Genomic DNA, 19003 nt, shown 5'->3' with positions numbered 1-19003 from the left:
GGAGTGCCGGCGCTCCGGGCGGCCGAGGGGAGGGCGGTTCGGCGGGCGCGACAGCGACCGACCTGAGAGCCCGTCAATGAGCTTACTGCGAAGCCTGGTTGAGGAGGTTCCGGCGGTTCCCCTCGCGTCGTCCGAGCGTATCGGTAGAACTTCCGTCGGCGGTTCCCGCTCCGCCATGTCGTTGTCATGTTCACAGAGCTACATGTTCGGCGTCGAACCTCGACCGGCCTCCACCCCCTTCCACCCGCCGACGAACGCTGTCGTGAGGAGCCCCCGTGCGCATCCCCCGTACCGCCCTCGCCCTTGCCACCGCCACCGTGCTCTGTGCCGCGCCGGTCGGTCCGCTCGTCGTGCCGGCCCTCGCCGCGGAACCCGCCGCCGCGGCCACCGCGGCGACAGCCACCACGCCCTTCACCGCCGCGCGGGCCACCCTGAACAGCGACGGCGGCTACGTCGTCACCTGGGCCTCCACCGCGAGCACGGTGAGCGTCACGGCGACGACGGGCGCGTCCGCCGTCACCGGCGTCACCCTGGGATCGGGCGCGGGCACCGGCAGCCTCACCGTGCCCGCGGGCACACTCCCCGCCTCCTCGCGCTGGTACTTCCGGCTCACCACCGACACCGGCGGGACCCTCACCGTCGCCGAACGCTCCCTCGGGCTCCCCGATGCCAAGAACTTCCGTGACGCGGGCGGCTACCGCACGACGGACGGCCACTGGGTCCGCACCGGAGTGGTCTACCGCTCGGGCAAGCTGAGCGGTCTGACCGCGGCGGAGCAGAAGGTGCTCACCGACGAGGGGATCACCCTGGACGTCGACCTGCGCAACGTGTCCGAGCGGTCCGAGGACCCGGACCGGATCCCGGCCGGAGTCGGCTACAAGGTCGCCGACGTCGTGTCCCTCGCCCACGGGGTGAAGTTCCACGAGAACGCCGTCGCCACCCTGGCCCAGGCCCTGGCGGCCGGGCTGTTCAACGGATCGGGGGACCTGGGGCAGTCCATCGGCTACCCGTTCATGGTCAACTTCGTCGGAGGCGACTACGCGTTCCACGACACCCTCGTCGGCATCGAGAACAACTCCGGTGCCACGGTGCTGCACTGCACGGCCGGCAAGGACCGCACCGGCTGGGCGACCGCCGTCCTGCTCACCCTGCTCGGCGTGCCCAGGGCCACGGTCGAGGCCGACTTCCTGGCCAGCAACACCTACACGGGCGACCCGGACGCCGTCGAACTGTCCTGGCTGACGTCCGCATTCGACGAAGTCACCAAGATCTACGGCGACTTCGACACCTATCTGCACAGGGGTCTCATGCTCACCGACGCGGACATCGCCGCGCTGAAGGCCAAGCTCCTGGTCTGACAGGGCCGTTCGCGCCGGACACGGGGACCGGGCGGTGCGGACCGGACCGGACCGGATCGCACCTGGCCGGGCCGGTCCGCAGCGGTCCGGTGCGGTCGGGCCGTCAACCGGTCCTGGAACGACCGGTGTTAATCCGGATGTGAATCTTGGTCCACCGCACGTCATGTGCCGTTCGGACGGACGTCAATCCGCCCGTTCAGGATCGTACGTGTGCGAACCCGAGCCGCGCGCGTCCTCGCAGGACGCGTGAACAGGTCCGCCGCAGCAGTCGCCGGCCGACCGGACCGCCAACGGCCGGTCGGCGACGAACGTCCGGTGTGCCAGGACGCGCACGACCTGACGACGAGTCACCGATGGGCAGCCTCTCGTCCGACGGCCCGCGGCCCGCGGCCCCCGGCCACCGGCGCACGACGTACCACCGGCGGATGCGCGGCGAACACCGCACGAACGTCCGGCCCGTGCGGCACCGGGCGGTGAGCGAAGTACGAGGAAGGTGGGGACGGGATGACCCAGGAGCCCGAGTCCGGCCCGGACGCACACACCGAGCGGCTGGAGCGCCGCCTCGCACAGGCCAGGGCCGAACTGGAGACCGCCGAGCGGGAAGCCGCCAACGCCGAGGCGGAGATGGGCGGTTACTCGTCGGTGGCGGTCTCCGACGACGGTTCCGTCGAGGTCACCGTCGGGCCGCAGGGCGAACTGAGCGACCTGCGGTTCCTGGACGGCAAGTACCGGAAGATGTCCGGCGAGGAACTCGGCGCGGCGATCGTCGAGGCCGCGGACGCGGGCCGCGAACAGGCCCGCCGCGAAGCCGCCCGACGGTACCGGACGCTCGACGCCGACGGGCCGCAGGTGCCCGAACTCGCCGTGCTCGACATCGACTGGACCCGGTTCCTGGGCCCGTACGCACCCGCCACCGACGGGCCGGGCCGCCCCGGGGCGGGCGCCCGGCTGCGCGACGAGATCGCAGAGGACGAGGAAGACGGAGGCACCCGATGACCGGACCGTCCTACACCGCGAACCCGGCGGCCATCACCGGCGGCAGCCGGGCCATCCGGGACCTGGGCAGCTACGCCGCGGAGGTCGGCTCCGCGGCCCGTTCGGACCTGGCGGACACCAGCTGGACCGGGGACGACAGCTACGGCCAGAAGCTCAGGAAGCAGTTCGTGCAGACCCGGGACACCGTGCTGGGCGCCATCGATGCCATCGCCACGGGCATCACGGCCGTCGGCGACGGCACCCTCGACAACCTCCAGTCGATCCGCGGCACCCAGAGCGGCATCATCGACGCCATCCACGAGCAGAGCGGCCGGACCGGGGGCCGTCCGTAACGTGGCCATCGTCGTCTCACCCAAGCTCAACTGGCTGTTCTTCGTCCTCATCGGCGAGAAGTTCCTCGAAGCCAACGAGGACCGCGCCTACGACACCAGCCAGTCCTTCCACCTGCTCCGGCAGCACGTCGGCGAACTCAAGTCGCGCGCGAAGCAGTCGGTGCTGGTGGTGGGGCAGGGCTTCCCCAAGGGCACCGCCGACGAGTTCATCGGCGCGATCAACCAGGTCCTGCCCTACCTCGACAAGTTCGAGAGCGACCTGGACAAGGTCACCAAGAGCCAGGTCAACACCGCGATGCAGATCCGTGAGGCGAAGTGGAACATCATCGCCGAGCTGATCCGGCTGTTCATCGAACTCGCGATCCTTGCCGTGATGTCCTTCTTCACGGGTGGCGCCAGCGCCTCCCAGGCGGCGGTGGCGCGCGCCCGCAGCCGGATCTTCATCCTGGAGGTCCTGCTCGAACTCTCGCGCCGCACGCACCTGTTGCCCAGCTTCCTGGAGGCCGTCGAAGAGGCCTTCATGACGCTCGCCGTCCGGCTGGCCATGATGAAGGGCGCGCCCAAGGGGCAACGGCCGACGTCGATCGACTGGAAGGACATCGGCATCAGCGCCGCGTTCGGGGCGGTGGCGGGTTTCCTCGCGCCGATCTTCTCGAACACGATGAAGAACTTCACCAACAACATCAAGAACGTGTCCAACATCGGCAAGAAGTTCGACGACGTCGATCTGCACGGCCCCAACGGGCCGACGCCGAACACCAATCCGACCCCCACACCCAGGCCGAAGCCGAAACCGACGCCCACGCCCCACGGGACGTCCGCGCCCACCCCGCACGTGACGCCGACGCCCAAGCCGCACGTGACGCCGACGCCCAAGCCGCACGTGACGCCGACGCCCAAGCCCCATGTGACGGCGACCCCCACCCCGCACGTGACGCCGACTCCGCACGGCGACGAGAGCCTGGCCCACAAGTCCCTCGACCAGACAGGCGAGTTCATCGCCGACGGCGCGTCGGAGACCCTGGCCGAGTCGCTGGTGATGGGCGCGTTCTTCGGTGACTTCACGCCCAGTTGGCAGACCTTCGTCGGCTCGGGCCTGAGCGAGCGGTTCGAGGCGGGCGCCGAGCACGCCGTCACCAACAGCGCCGACTGGCTGAAGAACTTCGCCAACCCACCGACGGTCTCGACGCAGGCGAACGGCGACGGACACCACGCCGCCCCGGACCAGGACGGGGGACTGGACAAGGGCGTCGGCGGCACGGGGAGCACCTCGGGTTCCAATACGCCGAACCGCAACACCACGTCGAACATCCCGGTCCCGCCGCACACCACCGGCACGCCGACGGCCGGCGGCACCAAGGCCGACCCGGACGGTGACACCGTCACCGTCAACGATGCGGACGTGGACCGGCCGGACACCCACGTGGACCCGCCCCCGGTACTCGACCCGCCCGCGATCAGCTCCGTACCGCCCGTCGTCACGACGACCACGCAGGCTGCCCCGCCGCCCGTCACCCCGCACGACGTCACCGGTCCCACTCCGCCACCGACCGCGCCTCCTGTCGGCCCGGTCCAGAACGGTGGGGTCCACACCGTCACCCCGACCCCGACCCCGACGCACACAACGACCGGCACACGGACGAACGACGACGACCAGGTCGTACGGGGCGACGACGAGACGTCACAGGGCACCGCTGAACTCCCGGCCCAGCAGGGCGGCTCGCACCTGTCCCCTCCCGTGCAGGTTGCCCCGGCCACAGCAACGACGGTCACACCGAACCCGATCCGGGTGGACCCGTCCCCGGACCTGCCGCCGGCGGTCGTCACGCCCGTCGCCACGCCGCCGGCCACCGTGGGCGCGCCCACCCCGACGAACACCACCGTCCCTCCCACCAGTGCCCACCCGACCGGCAGCGTCACCCACAACGGCGGTCCCCACCCCACGAGTTCGAGCACCGGCAACGAGAACGGGAGCGCCACCGGCAAGGGCAAAGCCTCCGTGACACCGACGCCCGACGGCCCCCGAGGCACGGACAGCAGCACCGACAGCGCGAACAGCGCGAACAGCGCGAACAGCGCGAACAGCGGGAACACCACAACCGTCCACACCACCTCCATTACCCCCACCGACATCGACACGGCCCGCGACGCACACGCCGACGCGGTGCGTTCACTGCGCGAGGCCGTCGACACCGCCGACCGGCTGCGCCTGCGCGTGGAGACCGGTGAGGGCTCCAGCAGGGACGCCACGGCGCTCCAGGACGCCGAGGCCAACGAGGAGACGGCGCGGGCGCACGTCGCGCGGACGGAGTCGCGGCTGCGCGATCTCGGCGGCGAACCGCGGCTGGACGCCACGGGTTCCCCGAACGTGCACGCAACCCTCAACGGCACCCCGGACCTCACCCCGGGCCGCACCCCGCACATCGTCCCGGTCGTGCAGCGCGACGCGGCCCAACGGCTGTGGATCGCAAGCCGGTTGACGGAGGAGGACCTGCCGCCCGGCCTCACCGCCACCGATCTCCCCACCGCGGACACCGACATCGACGTCGACGCGCTGACGTCCACCGGCACCACCCTCACCGTGGAGCAGCGGACCCAGGCGCTGCTCGGCGGCGGCAAACTGTCCCTGCGGGACACCGGTCTCACGCCGTTGCAGCAGGTCAAGGCCCTGATGACGCAACCAGGCCCCTGGTCGGGACACCTGGACACAACCGCCGCCAACGCCTCCCGGCGCCTGTGGGACGACGCGTACCAGGACTTCGCGCAGGCCACCCCCGCGCCCCACCGGGACGCCGCGCGCCCGTCGTGGGACACCGCCACCGCGCTGGTGCTGCCGATGGAGCTGCACCCCGTGCTCGCCGACTCGCGGCACGCCGTCGACGCGTACCGGGACGCGGTGCGCCAGGTCGCCGACCGGCTGGCCCGGGGCGGAACCCGTGCGGAGGCGACCGCGCTCGCCGACCGGCTCCGCAACGGCCTCGGCCTGCCGCCGCGGCTCCGGGGCGGCGGCAGGTCCGGGAACGGCACGGACGTCCCGCAGCCCGTGGTCACTTTGGGCGGCGACACGCCCGTGATCACCACGGTCAGTACGTCGAGCACCTCCAGTACGTCGGGTCCGACACTCGATCCCCCCGCCACGACCCCGAAGCCGAAGCCGGCGGTGACGCCGAAGGCCGCCAAGTCCCCTGCCAGGAAGGGCCTTTCGGTCACCCTGGAGGCCATCGACGAGGACTCCGAGGCCAAGTTCACCGCCCCGGCAGTGGTCAAGTCGCCCGCCGTCAAGCCCGGTCCCACGTGGGTCGTGCACGACCTCGACTCACGCCGCCCGCCGCGCGTCGACCTCGACCTGCCCGCCGCTCCGCAGTCCGGCGGAGGCCCCAAGTCGTTCACCGACGGCGCGCGACTCCCCGAGTACATGGGCGGCATCGGCAAGGTCCTGCGCGGTCTGCCGCGCAACCTGCTGCGCAGCTCCTACACGTTGGGCCAGGGGGACCGCGTCCTGCGCGGCACCGACCAGGTGATCAGACAGCTCGAACTGAACCTGCGACAGCCTCTCGGCGTACGCCCGCGCCCGGCCCGGCCCGGGGGCAACCGCGTCGGAGACGGCCTCATCGACGACGTGCGGCGCACCCTCGTCAACAACCCGCACGGGTTCTTCGGCGACGGACAGCAGTTCAACTACCGCACGGTGGACGGCAAGAGGCGGGTCCTCACGGTGACGGCCCGCCCCTACGGCCAGTGGGAACGCTTCACCTTCGGATACGCCAACCCCGTGAAGATCGACACCATGCAGCGCAACACCGGTCTCACGGGCCGGGTCGCCGTCAACAGCACGGCGACGTCGCTGGCGCCGACCGCGCCGCTCGGCCCGGTGAAGACGCTGTTCGCGCCCTGGGGGCGGATCTTCGCGCAGGTCTCCTGGACCAAGCGCGTCGAGTACAACCTCCAGAACCTCGTCGTGAACCAGAACGAGACCCGTACGACCGACGGCTCGCACGCCCATCTCGACGACGTCTGGTACGAGTTCAAGGTCACCGACCCCTCCGGGCACGCGGTGGACCGGACCGGCAAGGCCCTCAAGTCCCCGACCGGCAACCGCGGTCAGGTCGCCTTCGGGTTCGCGGTCCGTGACGGCCTGCTGGTGCGGATCGCCGACAGCCTTACCCACGCGAAGCCGCCCGCCGACCGGCTGCCCGCCCGGATGCGCCTCGACGGCAGCTCCCACTACCGCATGATGAACACGGAGAGCTTCGGCCCCGTCGCGCACATCCGGGACTGGGCGCTCCAGCAGATCGGCGCCGACACCGACAGCATGGCGGGCAGGCAGATCGGCTCGTTCTTCTCCACCGACGGCTTCCACCGCATGGGCCGGATCATGGCCGCGGGCAAGGTCATGTCGCCCCCGCTGTTCAAGGACGACGCGGGCAAGAAGCCGCTCGGCGTGTTCTCGGTCAAGGTGCAGTCCGGCGAGGCCGTCCTCATCAGCGAGACCACCGCCGCCGAACTCCGCGACATCTCGCAGACGACGGTCCGCAACGAGCGGACCACCAGCAAGTCGTCCGGCGTCGACGTCGGCGGCGCGATCGGCCCCGCCTTCCAACTCCTGGGCATCGACAGCGGCAAGTTCGACCTGCGGCTGCTCGCCGGCCTCAACTTCCGTTACGGCTCCTCCCGCAACCGTGCCTCGGTGAGCGGCGGCACGGGTGCCGTCAAGTCCGCGGGGCAGGCCAAGGGCGACCCGACGGGCCTCTACCTGGTGCAGAAGACCGTCACGGTCACCGCCCCGCCCGACACCAAGGCGCCGCTGCCCGCCCGCAGGAGGGACGACGCGCAGTCGGTGTCCGGCAGGCTGCGCAAGAACACCCCGCAGGCGTGGAGCGAGGCTCCCCGTACCCGGACGTTCCAGACGTGGGCGGTCGAACGGCTGACCCGCACCGAGGCGCGACGACTGGCCGGAGAGGCGGCCCCGCCGCCCGGCAAGGCGCCCAGGGTGCCGCCGTACCTCACCGAGGACTCGCCGCCGACCCTCGGCATGAGCCGCGTCGAGGAGTTCACCTTCCCCGACGGTTCCCACGTGCGGAACATCGACGGCGAGGACCGCACCTTCCTCGACCACTTCAGCGACCGGATCGTCGAAGAGGTCGCCCGCGCCTACCCCGACCTGGTCGCGCCGCTCTCCGAACTCGACCCGAAGAACCCGCGGTGGCGCAACGCCGACCACTTCCAGATGGCGGTGTCCAACACCCTTGAGGTGCTGAACACCCTGGCCTTCCACAGCATGGCGGGCAACCTGGAGACCATGATGACCACGGGGCTGCGGATCTCCCTGGTCGACTCCCGCCGCGCCACCCGCGCGCACCGCTACGTCTGGGTGGACGCCAACCTCACCGACCGGCGCTTCGAGGGCACGCAGAAGGACATGCGACTGCGGTTCAGCGCGCCCGGCAGCGAGAACCTCGGCGGCCGGCAGAACAGCGCCCGCGGCGCGCACGTCGGCCTGGAGGGGCTCGTCTCGCTGCGCGACGCCCAGACCGACGAGGCCGGCGGTCCGCTGCACGCGGGCACCGGCTCCGCGGGCGTCCGCTACGGCAGGCGGACCGACTCGGAGAGCGGGTACGGGGCGGGCGCCACCCACGAGGGCATGTCGATCGGCACCAAGGGCACCCACCTCTACAGCTACGAGGTCACCCTCACGGCCCGGCGCGGCGGCTTCCGGCGGTTCCGCGGCCTGCTGCGCGGCGTGCTGTTCCTCAACCTGCTCGGCACCCAGCCGTTCGTGTTCACCGAGCGGGAGAAGAACCTCATCGGCCCGACCGGGGCGCCGGCCCCCGGCGCGGTCGGCACCGGCCGCGCCAACGGTCCCGTCGTCGGCCGCGTCCTGATCGGCGTGCCCGTCGAGCACACGCCCGCCCACGACGTCACCACAGCGCACGACCCCCTGCACGGCATACCGCTGCGCTCGACGACGCAGATCGCCCGGGACCTCGCGCTCTCCACCCGAGGCCTCTTCGAGCGGGCCTCCCGCCGGGGCCGCGAGGAGTACCGGCGGCACCCGCACCAGACGCTCTCGGTCACCGCCGATCCCGCGCTCGCGCAGGCCGCCGAGGACGTCCTCAAGGAGTCCTCGGGCAACTCGTGGCTGCTGACCCACAAGGGCGCGCCCGCCCACGACGCCGCGCTGCGCGTGTTCCAGAGCCAGTTCCTGACCGCCAACTTCGACCAGTCGTCCGCCCCCACCGGCTGGCGTGCGTCCGGCCTCTGGGCCAAGGCGCCCTACCTGGACCGCTCCTCGGTCCTCGCCCACCGCAGCCGTATCCGCCCCGGCAGCCTCGTCGCGCTCACGGGCGCGATCCCGGTGGAGACCGAGACCACCCTCGGCGGTGTCACCCAGGCCGCGGGCCGCAACACCAGCACGAGCACGCTGTTCTTCGGCGGACAGCTCGTCTATCTCCACTCCCACGACACGGGTACCGGCACCACCGGCAACTACGGTCTCGTCGCCAGCCCCTACCGCCTCGACAAGTCCCGCTTCCGGGCCGTCACCAGGGCCGCGCTCGCCGAGATCAACCGCAAGGACCTCAACCGCCAGGTCCAGATCAAGGGCGACGTCGAGCACGAGATCGCCGCCACCTCCACCAGGGTCGGGGAGCGCGCCACGGGCATGAGCCACGTCCCTCGGTGGCTGGCGGGCGCCGCGGGCCGCCGGGTCCTCGTCAACAACGGCTGGGTCGGGCACGTCCCCGAGAAGAGCGCCTACCGGATGGGGCTGCTCCGGGACCGCTGGGGAGACGTTCCGCTCTACACCCGGCGCACCTGGTCGCCCCAACCGTGGCTGCTGGACAACCCGTTCGGCAGTTTCCCGCTCACCGCGCTCAACACCACGACCGTACTCAACGACTTCGACCGGCAGTTGAGGCCGCTCGGACTGTCCAGCAACGACCGCGACACGGTGCACCGGCTGATCTCGGAACGCGTCGTGCGCGCCCTCGGCAAGGAGATGACCGGCGGCAGCTCCTCCGTGCCCGCCCGCGTGGGCCGTTGGGGCTCGTCCACCGCGAACCTGTGGGTGGGCCACCGCAAGGTGCGGGCGCGCGCCGAGCTGATCCCGGTGAAGGTGCCCGTCGGCAGGGCGAACCCGGACGGCACCGGCTTCGGCGGCATGGGCCACAGCGTGGAGCTGGAGGAGCACCGGCACGCGGTGGAGACCACCCAGGACGGCCGCAGCCGTACCTCCGGCGCCAGCGTCGGCACCACCGTCGCCGAGGGCGCGCACACCGGCAACGGCACCGTCCGGATGGCCGGACCGTCGTACTCGGAGGTCGGCTCCACCCAGCAGACCGCCGCGCAGAACCAGACCGAGGGCAGCGTGCGCATCGCCACCGCGACGACGACCCAGGGGCACGGCGAGTACGTCACCCGCTACCGGCTGCGGCTCACCCTGGAGGTCACCGACACCCGCGAGCCCCGCACGGGCACCGGCACCGCGGCCTGGGTGAAGCGCACGGCGGGCCGCACCTGGCGGGGCGTGTCCGGGCGGCGCCTGCTGACCGTCCGCTCCGAGGGCGACGTCGGCGAACTCGTCGAGCACTACCCGCTCAGCCTCATGCGCCCCGACCCCGCCGACCCCACGGCCGACGGCGACGACCCGCTGGCCCCGGCCGAGCTCGACGACCCCGGCCCCTCCCGCCGGGTCCCGACCCCCGCCACGACCGGACCCGGCGGCTGGCTCGACACGCTGCACCCCGACGACACCATGAAGCCGTTCACGATGCCGCCGGACGGCTTCAAGGTCCGCCGCATCGTCGGCGTCGACCAGCTCCAGACCGCCAACTCCCTTGCCCTGGCCGCCGCTTACGACACGTCCTTCCCGCTCACCGGCCCCGTGGACGAGGACCTGATAGCCCGCGCCCAGGACACCCCGCTGACCCGTGCCGGAAGCGGGCCCGCGCAGAACCTGGAGGACGGCACCGGCAACGGCGCCCTCAGCTCCTTCTTCGAGCGCACCCTGACCCCCGGCGGTTACGAGGTGGCCGGGCTCACCGACCGCGGCTTCTTCGGCGGCGCGGACGGCGACCTGCGCCTGTTCTCCCGGCCGCGGTTCCGGCAGGCCACGCTGCTCGCCGTCACCGACGGCATGAAGCACGAGGCACCCAAGCGCGACATCCAGGGCGGCGGTGCGACCGCCGGCCGCGTCGGCCAGACGGAGTCGTCGATCGGCGGCGGCCCCGCCACCTCGTCGCAGGCCACCGGCACCAACCAGATGGGCGCCTCGGGACCGGGCGACACCTCGTCGGAGTCCGACACCCTCGCCTCGGCGGGCGACCGGCTCGCCTCGGTGAACGTCAAGCCGAACACCACGCGGACGTTCCTCTTCGCGATCCCCACGACGTGGCTGAGCGTCGCCGCCGTTCACCATCACGTGAAGGACTCCGCGCCGGTCAAGGCGATCCGCAGCCCCTTCGGCAATCCGCAGCGGGCACCGCAGGCGCGCGAGACCGACACCACGGTCCTGGCGTGGGTCCGCGAGGACATCGCCAGGGAGCTGGGCCTCATCAAGGACGACGGCTTCCCGCCGAGGGCGGCCAAGGCGTGGGACGCGGTCACCAAGGCCGACAAGGAGTGGACGGCGGCCGACAAGAAGTACTGGGAGCTGCGCCGCGACGAGGGACCGCGCCGCGAGGCCGCGCTCACCGACGCCGAGCACAACCTGACCACCCTCGTCGCCCGCGACCCCGAGACCCTGCCCCGGGTGATCGCCGCCCGCGCCGAGGTCGCCCGCCTGGAGACCGCGAACGACGGCGCCGAACCCGCCCACGACGGCTGGGCGGAGCTGTACGACGAGGAACTCGACGCGGCACGCGACCGCGTGGACGCGGTCCTCAGGGCGGCCGACGACGAGGTGACCGCCGCGCGCACGGCCCGTGACGCCGCGCGCGACAGCCTGGACGAGTTCACCGCGGAACTGGGCGAAAGGCGGGACCACGCCGAGGCTCTCGCCGACGAGTACGCGCGCGTTCGCGAGGCGGCCGACCGGCTCACCCGCTGGCACCAGCTCTCGGCGACCCCCGAGGGCCGGGCCCGGCTCGGCTCGACCCCGGAACCGGACGAGGTGGTCTTCACGGCACCGGCCGCACCCGGAACCGGGCCCACGAAGGACAAGGCCCCGGAGAAGAAGGACGACAAGGGCAAGGCCCCGGAGAAGAAGGACGACAAGAAGGACGAGAAGAGCGGGACGGGGGACGGCACCGACCTGCGCCCCGCGTTCAGCCGTCCGCCGTGGGAGAGCGACGGCACCCCCGACCCGTCGTTGCGCCGGTTCGACGCGTCACTGGACCACCGCACACTGACCGTGACCGACCCGAACGGCCAGAGCCGGCTGTACGACCTGCACGAACCGGCCGGCGACGGCAACGGCTTCTTCGGCGCGGTCCTGGCCGCCACCGACCCCCGGGGCCCCGGCGCGGTGACGGAGGCCCGGCGCGACAACCTGGCCGGCCGGGTGTCCCAGAGCACCGCGATGCCGGACGACGTGACGCTCGACCCCCACGCCGTGTTCCACCGGGACGAACTGGACCGCAGGCTCGCGGAGATCGTCCGGAAGGACGGCTCCCTGCTCGGCAGCACCGCGGACGAGGGCGGACGCCTGCCGGCCGAGGTGCTGGCCACCCTCACTCCCGCTCAGCGGCGGAGTCTGGTGCGCCTGCACGTGCGGCGCGGGCGCCGGTGGGACGGCGCGACGTCGGACCTCGTCGCGGGCCTGACCGCGCGGACGCTGGGCGTCGACCTCACCGTGGTCGGCGAGGACGGCACCTACCAGTTCTTCCCGGGGTCCGACGACCCGTCGACGGGACCGCGTCCGCAGGCCACCGTCTACCGGCGGGGCGACAGCTATCTGTCGGCACGCCCGCAGCCGGGATCAACACCGCTGTCGGCACCGCCCGTTCCGCCGACGCCGCCCGTTCCGCCCGTTCCGCCCAAGGACACGGGCGGGCGGAAGGGTCCGGCGGACTCCGATCAGGAGGCCAGGGACAGGGCAGCGAAGGACCAGGAGGCGAAGGACAGGGCCGCCAAGGACCAGGAGGCGAAGGACAAGGCCGCCAAGGACCAGGAGGCCAAGGGCAAGCCGCGTGACACCGACAGGCCGAACCCCGACCGCACGGTCGTCGTCGACGGACAGACGCTGACTCTGCGGAACGTGCGTCCGGACGGCAACTGCCTCTTCTCGGCGGTCATCGCCGGCCTGGCCACCCAGCACCCGGGGCACACGGTGGGAGGCAGGGCGGTACGCACGATGACCGTCGGCGACCTGCGGAGCCGTACCGCCGACTGGTACGCCACGTCCGCGGCGGCCCAACAGCACGGCACCCGGGACCCGTTGGAGACGATCGTCCACGACAGGTATCCGGACCTGCGCAGTCTGCGCCCCCTGCTGGTACCCCTGGCGCTCCAGTCGTTCCCTCCGCTGACCGACGCCCAAAGGGCGCGCATCGAGACGCAGTTGCGGGGGGCCACCGGCGCCGTCTCGACCGTACGGCGCCGAGCGCTGACCGACACCGCGCACGCGGACAACCTGCGCCAACTGGTGCTGCGCACGCTGCACGGACCCGCGACCCCGAGGGCGAACGCGCTGTGGCGGGAGATCAGGCAGCACCTGCCGAGCGTCGTCCCGAACACCGCGGCGCGCACACTGGCCATGGGACAACGGGGACTTGTCGACCGGGCGATCCGCTCGGCCGAACTGTGGCACACCCCCTTCTACGACGAAGTTCCCCTGCTGCTCGCCCAGTCGCTGGGCATCGACCTCGTCCTCGTCCGGTCGGACGAGAACGGCGGGCAGTTGCTCCAGCGACTCTCGGACCAGGCCAACGGGCCCACGGTCTACGTCAGTTACAACGGCGTCGACCACTACGAGACGCTGGAATCGGCCTCCCCCCTGCCGCAACCGCCCCTGGAAACGGGCCTCAAGGGCGGCACTGGGCCGGAGGAAAAGGGCGACAAGGGAGGTGCCGAGAAGGGAGGCGGGGAGGGCGGAGGGGGCGCGAAGGAGAAGGGGAGCGGCGGCAAGGAGTCCGGCGCCGAGGGGGAGACCAGGACGCCGCCTTCCCCCGAGCAACTCACCGCCGACTACGGCGACTCCGTGATGCCGAAGCGCGTGAAGGACGAGGAGCGCGACGAGGACGGGGACGTGCGGGCGAACCCGTTGTGGATCCCGCTCGAAGAGGTCGACCCCGATCTGCTGGTCACCGGCAACCACGACGCGGTGTGGCTCTACACGGTGACCGACGACGGCCGCGTCCTGCTCGGCAGCGAGGCCCCGTCGCAGGTGATGGCGGAGGACCAGTTCGACGCGCTGCTCGCTGGGGTGCGCACGCGCCGCCCCGAGGTGACGGCGGATTCCCTGCGGGCGGAGATCGACGGTCTGGGACACACCGGTATCGCCGCCGTGTTCCAGGAGGGCGGGCGCACACAGCCCGGCGCGAGCCGCGTCTCGGGCGAGTTCCGCTGGAGTGCCGCCCAGCGCTCCTGGACCGTGAACGACAAGTCCGGCCGGTACATGAGCAAGTCGGTGCGGCCGGGGATCGATCCCGCGGTGGCGGCCGGCTGGCTCGACAACGTCGCCGATCTCTTCACCGGCCACCTCGGCGTCCAGGTCCGCCCCGACCAGGTGAAGTCCGCCGCCACGACGGCCCCGGAAACCCTAACCGGCACCAACTCCACCGCCGTTCCCATGCCCTTGATGCTGCGTCAGCAGGGCGGCACGGGCGACTGGCTGCCCACCGCGCTCGCGGACTCCGTGCGGAGGAAGGCACCCGAACTGCTCGACCGGCCGGGACTGGGCGCGCTGCTCGGCGGACCGGACCCGTCCGACGCGCTGCACCGCTGGACCGAGTTCCGTCTCGCCGCACCGGACGCCGCGGCGCGGGCGCCCCGCCTCGCCGCCGACGACTGGGCGGGCCCGTCCCGTACGACGGTGCCGCTCGCCGACCTCGCCGCGGTCGGTGTGACACCCACCCCGGACCAGGCGGCCTTCGCCGCGCTGACGGGCGCGCTCCCGATCGGCGAGGTCACGCTCACGCTCGCGCAGCGCTACCGGCTGCTGCGCCGATGGGCGGAGCGCGGGGAACTCCTGTCGGAGATCGCGGCGGCCACGGCGGCCCGCGACCTGGGGACGGTCCTGACCGTCGTCACCGGCGACGGCAGCGTGCGGCGTTTCGATCCGTGAGGCGCGCGGGCCGTCGCTCAGGCCAGCGCGCCACCCGTGTCCGGGGACTTCCGCTCGGGTCCGGGCCCGGTGCGGGGCCGGTTGCGGAGCGCGAAGTCGAGGGTGTCCAGCATCCACGCCCAAGACGCGTCGGCGCTCCGGGGGGTGTGGCTGAAGCCGCCCACGGTCTCCAGGCTCACGAAGCCGTGGAACGCGCCGTGCAGGAAGCGCACCGCGTCCGTCTCGTCGGGCTCGGGCAGGTGGTAGTCGCGCAGCATGGCGCGGGTCATCGCGGAGTGCCGGGGGGCGGCGCTGGCCCTGGCCTTCTCGTCGTCCAGCTCGAAGCGGCTCGCCGCGTACCTGCCGGGGTGCTGTCTCGCGTAGTCGCGGTAGGCGTCGGCGAAGGCGGTGAGGGCGTCGCGCCCGGCCCGGCCGGCGAGCGCGGAGGCGGCCGAGTCGGCCAGCTCCTCCAGGGCCAGCAGTGCGACCCGCGCCTTGAGGTCGCGGGCGTTGCGGATGTGCGCGTAGAGGCTCGGATCCTTCACCCCGAGCCTGCGCGCGACCGCGGAGACGGTCAGGCTGTCGAAGCCGATCTCGTCGGCGAGTTCCGCCGCGGTCCTGGTCAGACGTTCGGGGGTGATGCCCGTACGCGCCATGCGAGCTCCCTCCAGCTAGGAGAATAAATCGTTTGCCTAAATATATTAGGGAAGCTAGCCTCGGCACAGTGGAACACATCACCGAGACCCAGATCCGGGCGTCGTTCGTCAACTGCTCGAAGGGTGAGGCCAAGCGGCTGAGCGTCCCCAGGGACCTGGAGGAGCTGCCGTGGGCGGACCTCGACTTCCTCGGCTGGCGGGACCCCGGCGCGCCGGACCGCGCGTACCTGGTGGCCCGGCACGACGGCGGGCTGCTCGGCCTGTCGATGCGGGCGGCCGGGGGCGCGAGCCGCAGTTTCACCGCCCGCAGCATGTGCTCGCTGTGCCTCACGACCCACACCAGCGGCGGGGTGGCCCTGATGAGCGCCCGCCGCACGGGCGAACCGGGCCGGCAGGGGAACACGGTCGGCAAGTACCTGTGCGCCGACCTCGCCTGCTCGCTGTACGTGCGCGGCAAGCGGCAGGCCTCCGCCGGGAAGGGCTTCGACGAGACGCTCACCCCGGCGGAGAAGATCGCCCGGCTGCTGGACAACCTCTCGGGTTTCGTCGGCAAGGTCCTCGACTGACCCGGCCGGCGGTCCGGCCCGCGCGGATCAACCCTCGTTCTGCTCCGTGCGGTTGAGGCCGCGGGCGATCTCCTGGAGGATCTCCGGCTCGGACTTGCCGGTCATCTGCGCCATCTGCCGCAGCAGCAGCGCGCACAGCGCCGTCGCGCCGTCCGCGACCTGGTCCAGGTTCCCGTCCGAGTCCCGGCGCTCCATCATGTACTTGGTCAGGAGGACGTTGCCGGAGACGTACGCGGTCATCGTCTCGATGCCGACGCGGACCCGGTCGTAGTCGTTCGTGCTCATCGCGCCACCATTCCACGTCGATGCGGAAAGGCGCCACTGGCCACCGCGGGACGACCACCGTACACACGTGTGGCCCGGCGGCTCCGCGCGGCCCCCGTCGTGCGGCAACTCCCTTGTGCGGCCTCCCGGGGCAGCGCGCGCCGCGCGCAGCGCGCGCCACGCGGTTCGCCGGGCACGGCGGCGGACGTCCGGCGTACCCGTGCCGCCGCACGCGGCGGCACGGGCGCGCTCCCTCTCGGTCACCGGGACCGCGGTGGAGGGGTCAGTCGGCGGCCGTGCACCGGGGTGCTTCGGTGATCGATTTGGGGGCAGGGATGTCGATCGCGAAAAACCGGGTGCCGGTTCCGGCGATCGTGTGCAACTCGGGGGTGACCTTCCGCCCGTTGTTCCAGGTGCACTGGACGGCGTGAACCCCGGGGAGGGTCCGCCCGAAGAGGAACCAACCGGAGCCGGTCGGGGAGAGCTTCCCCCAAACGGTCTCCACCTTGCGGTCCTCTGTTCCGCTCAGTGCTCCGTCGTCCACGAACGAGTGCCGCTCACCCACCTTCAGGTTGGCGAAGTACCAGCCCGTTGTGGTGAGTTGGGGCCCTGCCGCGCCACCCGCGCGTTGTGCGTCCGGGTATTCGACCTCCGCCATCGCGTCCCACACCCGGCCTGCCTCCTTCGCGTCCGCGGCACGTTTCCACACATCCACACTGAGGCTCCAGGGCTTCCCGTCGAGCAGCCCCGTCGCGATCACTTCCGTCACGGGGCGGGGCGCGGACCGCTGTTCGGCCGCGGCGGGTGCGGCGCCGGATCCCTCGTCCAACCAGGACGTCGTGGCGATGCCGCCGGTGCACACGACGGCCAGTGCGACGGCCAGTCCGGCGGCACGACGTCTGTTTCTGCGTCGCATGCCGCCGGCAACGATCGCGTGGACGGGCGCGTGCTCGACCTGGGCGCGCCGCGCGGCGTCGGCGAGCATGGTGGAGATGTCGGCGCCTGTGTCCGTCATGTTGTCCGCCCTTCGTGCATCACCTGGGTTGTGTCGGTACCGGGGTGGGTCAGCCCGAAGGCGGACCGGAGCCGGGTGATCCCTCTGGCCGCGTTGCTCTTCACGGTGCCCACCGAGCAGCCCATCGCGGCGGCCGTCTGCGTCTCGCTCAGGTCCTCCCAGTACCGCAGCACGACGGCCTCCCGTTGCCGGACCGGCAGTTGGGCCAGCGCCGCGACCAGGTCCCAGCGGTCGTCCGCCCGGCCGATGCGATCCTCGTTCTCCGGCAGTTCGCTCCCGAGCCCCGAGCCGTCACCGCGCGAGAGGTACTCCTTGAGCCCCCTGCGGTATTTGCGCGCATGCGCGTTGACCATGATGCGTCGCACGTAGGCGTCCGGGTCCCGGGCTTGCGAAACCTTCCGCCAGGCCACGAACGTCCGCTCCAGGCAGCCCTGCACGAGGTCTTCCGCCGCCTGCTGCTCTCCGGTCAGGAGATACGCGGTCCGCAACAGTCCGGACCAACGCCCGATGACGAACGCCTGGAAGTCATCGGAGCCGTAGCCGGCGTCGGTTGCCGGTCTGGCCATGTCTCTCATGGCTCACCTCCTCGCCCCACAGAGTCCGCGAGCACCCGGAACCGTTGCAGAGGCCGCTAGCGATCTCTCGGGAAAAAGGCGGGCACGGTCGCGGAGCCCGCGGCGGCCCTGGCGCACCGCCTCGACGCCGCAGGACGCCCGTCCCCGTCGGACACCCCGACCCCGGAACCGTCACTCACGCCGACCTCGCCCGCGCCGTCCCGACGGACGAGGGGCGCCCCGCGCCGGGTGGCGGCCGTTCACCGCTCGACGGCGCGCCCCGGGCCGACCCGCCGACCGCCGTTACACGTACCGGCCCGTGGCAGGGTGAACGCCAACGTGACCGAGCAGCAGGTCAGTTGGGCGGGAACCCGACGATGCTGTGGGTGACGGCGGGGCATTCCTCGGTCGTGTAGCAGTGGGCCGACCGGCCGTCGAACCGGGCGCTGTCGCCGGTCTCCAGCAAGTACGGCACGTCGTCCACGACGAGCGAGACCCGGCCCGAGACGACCATCACGTACTCCACGGAACCCGCGCCGTGCGAGCTGACCTGACTCCTGGTGTGCGGGTGCAGCCGCGAGCGGTAGATCTCCGCGCGGCCGTGCCCGGTCGTCGCGAACAACAGGTTCACGGACGTCTCGCCCTCGGGCTCGGCCAGTTCGGCGGCACGGACGATCTCCGGCCGGGCCAGTGAACGGCGCAGCAGGTCGATCGGATCGGTCTCCAGCACGTCGGCGATGCGGCTGAGCACGTCGAGCGTCGGATTGGCCTCGGCCCGCTCGATCTGGGAGAGCAGCCCCTTGCTGATCCCGGTGGCGGCCGACAGCGAACGCAGGCTCCAACCACGCGCCAGGCGGCGCTGGTTGAGGTTCGCCGACAGGGCGTCACGTACCGAACCGCGAGGGGCGGACACCGGGCCCGCTGCCCCTCGGTCCGCTTCCTCGGGTGCTGTGCCGTCCGGTTCGGCCGCCGGGGCGGAGCTGGCGGGCTCGTTCTCCGGACGGGCGGGGACGGCGGGGGTGGCGGACACCCATCCTCCTCGGCGGCTCGGTCCACGCGC

General features: G+C 72.1%; 10 protein-coding genes. 5 read left to right on the top strand and 5 right to left on the bottom strand.

What is annotated here, in order from left to right; genetic code table 11:
* Positions 1–275 precede the first annotated feature (275 nt).
* From ACFZA0_RS08210 to ACFZA0_RS08195, 4 genes are all read left to right on the top strand, one after another.
* Positions 276–1358: a tyrosine-protein phosphatase gene (locus ACFZA0_RS08210; RefSeq protein ID WP_391013136.1), complete on the top strand. Its 1083-nt coding sequence runs from the start codon at positions 276–278 to the stop codon at positions 1356–1358.
* Between the two features lie 504 nt (positions 1359–1862).
* Positions 1863–2354 (top strand): YbaB/EbfC family nucleoid-associated protein, encoded by a 492-nt coding sequence (locus ACFZA0_RS08205; RefSeq protein WP_391013134.1) that lies wholly within the window; start codon positions 1863–1865, stop codon positions 2352–2354.
* Positions 2351–2686, top strand: a complete 336-nt coding sequence (locus ACFZA0_RS08200) for a hypothetical protein (RefSeq protein WP_391013133.1) — start codon at positions 2351–2353, stop codon at positions 2684–2686. Before ACFZA0_RS08205 ends, ACFZA0_RS08200 begins: the two co-directional genes overlap by 4 nt.
* 1 nt (position 2687) lies before the next feature.
* Complete coding sequence (locus ACFZA0_RS08195) at positions 2688–14909, top strand: hypothetical protein (RefSeq protein ID WP_391013131.1); 12222 nt, start codon at positions 2688–2690, stop codon at positions 14907–14909.
* Between the two features lie 17 nt (positions 14910–14926).
* On the opposite strand, the gene ACFZA0_RS08190 is transcribed toward ACFZA0_RS08195, so the two are convergent.
* Entirely contained in the window at positions 14927–15544 is a 618-nt protein-coding gene (locus ACFZA0_RS08190; RefSeq protein WP_391013129.1) for a WHG domain-containing protein, read from the bottom strand.
* A 68-nt stretch (positions 15545–15612) separates the two neighbouring features.
* Here ACFZA0_RS08190 and ACFZA0_RS08185 point away from each other — a divergent pair, with 68 nt between their 5' ends.
* Positions 15613–16110, top strand: coding sequence for an FBP domain-containing protein (locus tag ACFZA0_RS08185; RefSeq protein ID WP_391013127.1), 498 nt, complete (start codon positions 15613–15615; stop codon positions 16108–16110).
* A gap of 27 nt (positions 16111–16137) precedes the next feature.
* Here ACFZA0_RS08185 and ACFZA0_RS08180 read toward each other — a convergent pair whose 3' ends face one another.
* The 4 genes from ACFZA0_RS08180 to ACFZA0_RS08165 form a co-directional block, all read right to left on the bottom strand.
* The gene (locus ACFZA0_RS08180) at positions 16138–16395 is read right to left on the bottom strand and encodes a hypothetical protein (protein ID WP_391013126.1); all 258 of its coding nucleotides are present in this window, start codon (positions 16393–16395) and stop codon (positions 16138–16140) included.
* Positions 16396–16657: 262 nt separating this feature from the next.
* The gene (locus ACFZA0_RS08175) at positions 16658–17389 is read right to left on the bottom strand and encodes a hypothetical protein (protein WP_391013124.1); all 732 of its coding nucleotides are present in this window, start codon (positions 17387–17389) and stop codon (positions 16658–16660) included.
* A complete protein-coding gene (locus ACFZA0_RS08170; RefSeq protein WP_391013122.1) occupies positions 17386–17964 on the bottom strand; it encodes a SigE family RNA polymerase sigma factor in 579 nt (192 codons plus the stop codon). Before ACFZA0_RS08170 ends, ACFZA0_RS08175 begins: the two co-directional genes overlap by 4 nt.
* A gap of 334 nt (positions 17965–18298) precedes the next feature.
* A complete protein-coding gene (locus ACFZA0_RS08165; RefSeq protein WP_391013120.1) occupies positions 18299–18973 on the bottom strand; it encodes a helix-turn-helix domain-containing protein in 675 nt (224 codons plus the stop codon).
* Positions 18974–19003: the final 30 nt, after the last annotated feature.

The organism is Streptomyces sp. NPDC008150 (assembly GCF_042956945.1).
Taxonomy (GTDB): Bacteria; Actinomycetota; Actinomycetes; order Streptomycetales; family Streptomycetaceae; genus Streptomyces.
This window is presented reverse-complemented; position numbering and strand designations above follow the sequence as displayed.